The organism is Streptomyces sp. M-16 (assembly GCF_052114405.1).
In the GTDB taxonomy this organism is placed as follows: domain Bacteria; phylum Actinomycetota; class Actinomycetes; order Streptomycetales; family Streptomycetaceae; genus Streptomyces.
This window is the reverse complement of sequence record NZ_JBFRER010000257.1, coordinates 1-6,156: the sequence shown is the minus strand read 5'-3', so window position 1 is coordinate 6,156 and position 6,156 is coordinate 1. Positions and strand designations below refer to the sequence as shown.

The following is a 6,156-nucleotide window of genomic DNA, read 5'->3' as shown; positions in this document are numbered from 1 at the left end:
GGTCAGGGACTCGGCGACCTCGCGGAACGCCTCCAGCATCGGCTCCATCAGCGGGGAGTGGAAGGCGTGGGAGACCGTGAGGCGCTTGGTCTTGTGACCCCGCTCGGCCAGCTGCCCGGCCACCTCCAGGACGGCCCGCTCGGTGCCGGAAATGACCACCGCGGAGGGCCCGTTGACGGCCGCGATGTCCACCTCGGAGCAGAGCAGCGGGCGGACCTCGGCCTCGGCCGCCTGGACGGAGACCATCGCGCCGCCCTCCGGCAGCGCGCCCATCAGCGCACCGCGGGCCGCCACCAGCCGGGCCGCGTCCGCCAGCGACAGCACCCCCGCGACGTGCGCGGCGGCGATCTCGCCGATCGAGTGGCCCGCCAGGAAGTCCGGGCGGACGCCGTAGGACTCCAGCAGGCGGTACAGCGCCACCTCGATCGCGAAGAGGGCCGGCTGGGTGAACTCCGTGCGGTGGATCTCCTCCCCGTCGCCGAAGACCACGTCCTTCAGCGGCAGGTCGAAGTGCGCGCACACCTCGTCGAAGGCGGCGGCGAACACCGGCTGCGCCTCGTACAGCTCACGCCCCATCCCCGGACGCTGCGCGCCCTGACCGGAGAACAGGAAGGCGGACGGGTCCGGTGTCCGGAACAGATCGGTGTCGGCTTCGCCGCGTGCCACGGCGTCGAGCGCGCTCAGGTACTCGGCCCTGTCGGCTCCGATGACCACGGCGCGGTGCGGGAACAGGGTGCGTGCCGTGGCCAGGCCGCGGCCGACCGCGCCCGGGTCGAGGGCCGGCCGGTCCGCGACGTGGTCGCGCAGGCGGCGGGCCTGTCCGCGCAGGGCTTGTGCCGAGGCGGCGGACAGCAGCCAGGGCACGGGGGTACCGGTGGTCTGCGCCGTCTCGTCCGGGGTGTCGGGCGGGCTCTGTTCGAGCACCAGGTGGGCGTTCGTGCCGCTCATGCCGAAGGAGGACACGGCCGCGCGGCGCGGCTGACCGGTCTCCGGCCAGGCCACGCTCTCGGTGAGCAGCGCGACCGTGCCGGCCTCCCAGTCGACGTGCGGGGTGGGTGCGTCGACGTGCAGGGTGCGGGGCAGGACGCCGTGGCGCATCGCCATCACCATTTTGATGACGCCGCCGACGCCCGCCGCCGCCTGGGTGTGGCCGATGTTGGACTTCAGGGATCCCAGGTGCAGCGGCCGGTCGTCGGGGCGGTCCTGGCCGTACGTGGCCAGCAGCGCCTGCGCTTCGATCGGGTCGCCGAGCGGCGTGCCGGTGCCGTGGGCCTCGACGGCGTCGACCTGCCGGGCCGTCAGGCCGGCGTTGGCGAGGGCCTGACGGATGACGCGCTGCTGGGAGGGGCCGTTGGGGGCGGTGAGCCCGTTGGAGGCGCCGTCCTGGTTGACGGCCGATCCGCGGACCACCGCGAGGACCCGGTGACCGTTGCGGCGGGCGTCCGACAGCCGCTCGACGAGGAGCATGCCGACGCCCTCGGACCAGCCCGTGCCGTCGGCGGCGGCCGCGAACGGCTTGCAGCGGCCGTCGGGCGACAGGCCGCGCTGGCGGCTGAAGTCGATGAACGACTGGGGGGTCGACATGATGGTCACGCCGCCGGCCAGGGCCAGTTCGCATTCGCCGCGCCGCAGGGCCTCCGTCGCCAGGTGCAGGGCGACGAGGGAGGACGAGCAGGCCGTGTCGACGGTCAGGGCGGGTCCTTCGAGGCCCAGGGCGTAGGCGATGCGGCCGGAGGCGACGCTGCCGGCGCCGCCGGTGCCGAGGTAGCCCTCCAGGCTTTCGGAGGACTGCGAGACCAGGGCCGTGTAGTCCTGGCCGTTGGTGCCCACGAAGACGCCGGTCCCGCTGCCGCGGGCCGCGCCCGGGGGCATCCCCGCGCGTTCGAACGCCTCCCACGCCACCTCCAGCAGCAGGCGCTGCTGGGGGTCCATGGCGAGGGCCTCGCGCGGGGAGATCCCGAAGAAGCCGGCGTCGAAGTCGGCGGCGTGCCGCAGGAAGCCGCCGTGCCGGGTGTACGTCGTCCCCTGGTGGTCGGGGTCCGGGTCGTAGAGCCCCCCGATGTTCCAGCCGCGGTCGTCCGGGAAGGACGAGATGGCGTCGGTCCCGGACGCGACGAGGCGCCACAGGTCCTCGGGCGAGYCGACGCCGCCCGGGAAGCGGCAGCTCATGCCGACGATGGCGATGGGCTCGTCGCTGCCGACCACGCGGCGTACGCGGGCCGGTCCGGTGCCCGTGCCGCCGAGGATTTCGGCGCGCAGGTACGTGACGAGGGCGGCCGGGGTCGGATGGTCGTAGACGAGGGTCGCGGGCAGCGCGATCCCGGTCGCGGTGCCGAGCCGGGTGCGGAACTCGACGGCGGTCATCGAGTCGAAGCCGAAGTCGCGGAAGGCCCGTTCGGGGTCCGCCGTCTCCTGGGCGGTGTGTCCGAGGACGGTGGCGATGGTGTCGCGGACCAGGTCGAGCAGGACGCGCCCGGGGTCGTCGGCCGCCTCCAGGCGCTTGGCCAGCGGCGACGTCGGCTCCGCCGCACCGGTCGCCGGGGCGTGCTCGGTGCCGGGCCAGTAGCGCTGCCGGTGGAAGGGGTACGTGGGCAGGCCGACGCGGCGTCCGGGGAGCAGGGGCGTCCAGTCGACGGGGAGGCCGCGGGTCCAGGCCTCGGCGAGGGCGCCGAGGAAGGCAGCGGGTTCGGGACGGTCCTTGCGCAGCACCGGGGTCAGCAGCCCGGAGAAGGCCTCCGGCAGGCTCTCCCCCGCCATGGCGGCGAGGACGCACGACCGGAACCGAGGGGGCGTTGTGGGTGAGGGTTTGCGCGACCTCGCGGAACGCCTCCAGCATCGGCTCCATCAGCGGGGAGTGGAAGGCGTGCGAGACCGTGAGGCGCTTGGTCTTGTGACCCCGCTCGGCCAGCTGTGCCGCCACCTCCAGGACGGCCCGCTCGGCGCCCGAAACCACCACGGACGAGGGRCCGTTGACCGCCGCGATGTCCACATCGGCCGACAGCAACGGACGGACGTCCTCCTCGGTGGCGCGCACGGACACCATCGCGCCGCCCTCCGGCAGCGCGCCCATCAGCGCGCCACGGGCCGCCACCAGACGGGCCGCGTCCGCCAGCGACAGCACCCCGGCCACATGCGCCGCCGCTATCTCACCGATCGAATGACCCGCCACGAAGTCCGGACGCAGGCCCACCGACTCCGCCAGGCGGTACAGCGCCACCTCGACCGCGAAGAGCGCCGGCTGGGTCACCTCCGTACGGTGGATCCCCTCCCCGCCCCCGAACACGAGCTCCTTCAACGGCAGGGCGAAGTGCGCGCACACCTCGTCGAACGCGGCTGCGAACACCGGCTGCGCCTCGTACAGCTCACGCCCCATCCCCGGACGCTGCGCACCCTGACCCGAGAACAGGAAGGCAAACCTCCCGCCGGAGGCCGCGCCCTCGACGGCTCCGGATGCCGGGCGGCCCTCGGCCAGGGCCTCCAGGCCGGCCAGCAGCTCCGTGCGGCCGCCGGCCACCACGGCCGCGCGGGTGCCCAGCGCGGCACGGGTGGTCACCAGCGAGAAGGCGACGTCGGCCGGCTCCAGATCCGGATCGGCGGACACCCGCTCCAGCAGACGGGCCGCCTGGGCCCGCACCGCCTCCGCGTCCCGCCCCGACAGCACCCATACGGGCAGTCCCGAGGCGGGGGCGGCCGGGTCGGCGGCGACGGGCTCCTGCGGGGCCTCCTGGAGGATGGTGTGGGCGTTCGTGCCGCTGATGCCGAAGGAGGACACGGCCGCGCGGCGCGGTTCGCCCGTCTCGGGCCACGGCACCGGCTCCGTCAGCAGGCGCACGGCGCCCGCCGACCAGTCCACGTGCGGGGTCGGCTCGTCCACGTGCAGGGTCATCGGCACGACGCCGTGGCGCATCGCCATGACCATCTTGATGACGCCGGCCATGCCCGCCGCGGCCTGGGTGTGGCCCAGGTTCGACTTGACCGAGCCCAGCAGCAGCGGCCGGTCCTCCTCCCGGTCCTGGCCGTAGGTGGCGAGGAGCGCCTGCGCCTCGATGGGGTCGCCGAGGGTGGTGCCCGTACCGTGGGCCTCCACCACGTCGACCTGACCTGCCGTCAGCTGAGCCTTGGACAGGGCCTGTTCGATGACGCGCTGCTGGGAGGGGCCGTTGGGGGCGGTCATGCCGTTGGACGCGCCGTCCTGGTTCACCGCCGAACCCTGCACGACGGCGAGCACCGGGTGCCCGTTGCGGCGCGCGTCGGAGAGGCGTTCCAGGAGGACCATGCCGACGCCCTCGGACCACGAGGTGCCGTCGGCGCCCGCGGCGAAGGGCTTGCAGCGGCCGTCGGGGGCCAGGCCGCGCTGGCGGCTGAACTCCACGAAGGTGCTGGGGCCGGACATGACGGTCACGCCGCCGGCGAGGGCCATGGTGCACTCGCCCTGCCGCAGGGCCTGGCCGGCGAGGTGCATCGACACCAGGGACGAGGAGCAGGCCGTGTCCACGGTGACGGCGGGGCCTTCGAGGCCGAGGGTGTAGGCGATGCGGCCGGATGCGATGCTGCCGGCGCTGCCGTTGCCCGCGTAGCCCTCCAGGCCCTCCTGGTCGTGGAGGAGGTTGACGTAGTCGTGGTACATGACGCCGGTGAAGACGCCGGTGCGGCTGCCGCGTACGGAGGCCGGGGAGATCCCGGCGTGTTCGAAGGTCTCCCACGCCGTCTCCAGCAGCAGGCGCTGCTGGGGGTCCATGGCGAGGGCCTCGCGCGGGGAGATCCCGAAGAACACGGGGTCGAAGTCGGCGGCCCCGTCGAGGAAGCCGCCCTCGCGGACGTAGGAGGTGCCGGCGTGGGCGGGGTCGGGGTGGTAGAGGGAGTCGATGTCCCAGCCGCGGTCGGCGGGGAAGTCGCCGATGGCGTCGCCGCCGGAGAGCACCAGCCGCCACAGGTCCTCGGGGGAGCGGACCCCGCCGGGGAAGCGGCAGCTCATGCCGACGATGGCGATCGGCTCGTCGGCGGTGAGCGCGGTGGTGGCGGTGGCGGACGCCTTGGCGTCGCCGGTGTCGACGAGGCGGCCCTTCAGGTAGGTGACGAGGGAGTCCGGGGTCGGCTGGTCGAAGATCAGGGTCGCCGGGAGCCGCAGCCCGGTCACGGCACTGAGCCGGTTGCGCAGCTCGACGGCGGAGAGGGAGTCGAAGCCGAGGTCCTTGAACACCTGGGTGGGCTCCGGCGCTGCCGGTGCGCGGTGGCCGAGTACGGCGGTCACCTCGGTGGCGACCAGGTCATGGAGGGTCCGGGTGCGCTGGGCTTCGGGCAGGGCGGCCAGCCGCTGTCCGAGGGGCGTGCCGCCGGTACGGGGCGCCGCGCCGGCGGTGGGCCGGGTCCGGCTCGCTCCGGCGAGTGCGCGCAGGACGGGCGGGAGGGCGGGGCCGGTGGGGAGCGCCTTGAGGTCGAGGCGCATGGGGAAGAGGACGGCCCGGTCGTGGGCGGGGGCGGTGTCGAGGAGGGCGAGGGCCTCCTCGGTGGCGAGGGCTGCCATGCCGCCGCGGGAGATGCGGTCGACGTCGGTGGCGTCGAGGGCGCCGGTCATGCCGCTGCGTTCGGCCCACAGGCCCCAGGCGAGGGAGATGCCGGGGAGGCCGAGCGTGCGCCGGTGCTGGGCGAGGGCGTCGAGGTAGGCGTTGGCGGCGGCGTARTTGCCCTGGCCCGGGGCGCCGAGCAGGCCGGCGGCGGAGGAGAACAGGACGAACGCCGACAGGTCGAGCCCGGCGGTGAGTTCGTGGAGGTTGTCGGCCGCGTCCACCTTCGGGCGCAGGACCGCGTCGAGCCGCTGCGGGGTGAGGGACTCGATCACTCCGTCGTCGACCACTCCGGCGGTGTGGATGACGGCGGTGAGGGGGTGCGCGGTGGGGATCGAGGCCAGGAGGGCGGCGAGGGCGTCGCGGTCGGCGGCGTCGCAGGCGGCGACGGTGACCGAGGCGCCCAGCTCCGACAGTTCGGCGACGAGGTCCTCGGCGCCGCCGGAGCGCGAGGCCAGCAGGAGGTGGCGTACACCGTGTTCGGTGACGAGGTGGCGGGCGACCGCGCGGCCCAGGACGCCGGTGCCACCGGTGACCAGGACCGTGCCGCCCTCGGTGAAGGACAGCCCGTCCCCGTTCGGTCCCCGTTCGG

Annotated in this window: 1 protein-coding gene and 1 pseudogene; both read right to left on the bottom strand. The window is 74.6% G+C overall.

What is annotated here, in order from left to right:
* On the bottom strand, nt 1-576 hold a 576-nt coding region (locus AB4039_RS41805), incomplete at its 3' end, for an acyltransferase domain-containing protein (protein WP_442273260.1).
* A pseudogene (locus AB4039_RS41800) lies at nt 569-6,156 on the bottom strand (SDR family NAD(P)-dependent oxidoreductase); the annotation flags it as partial. The pseudogene AB4039_RS41800 and the gene AB4039_RS41805, both read right to left, overlap by 8 nt.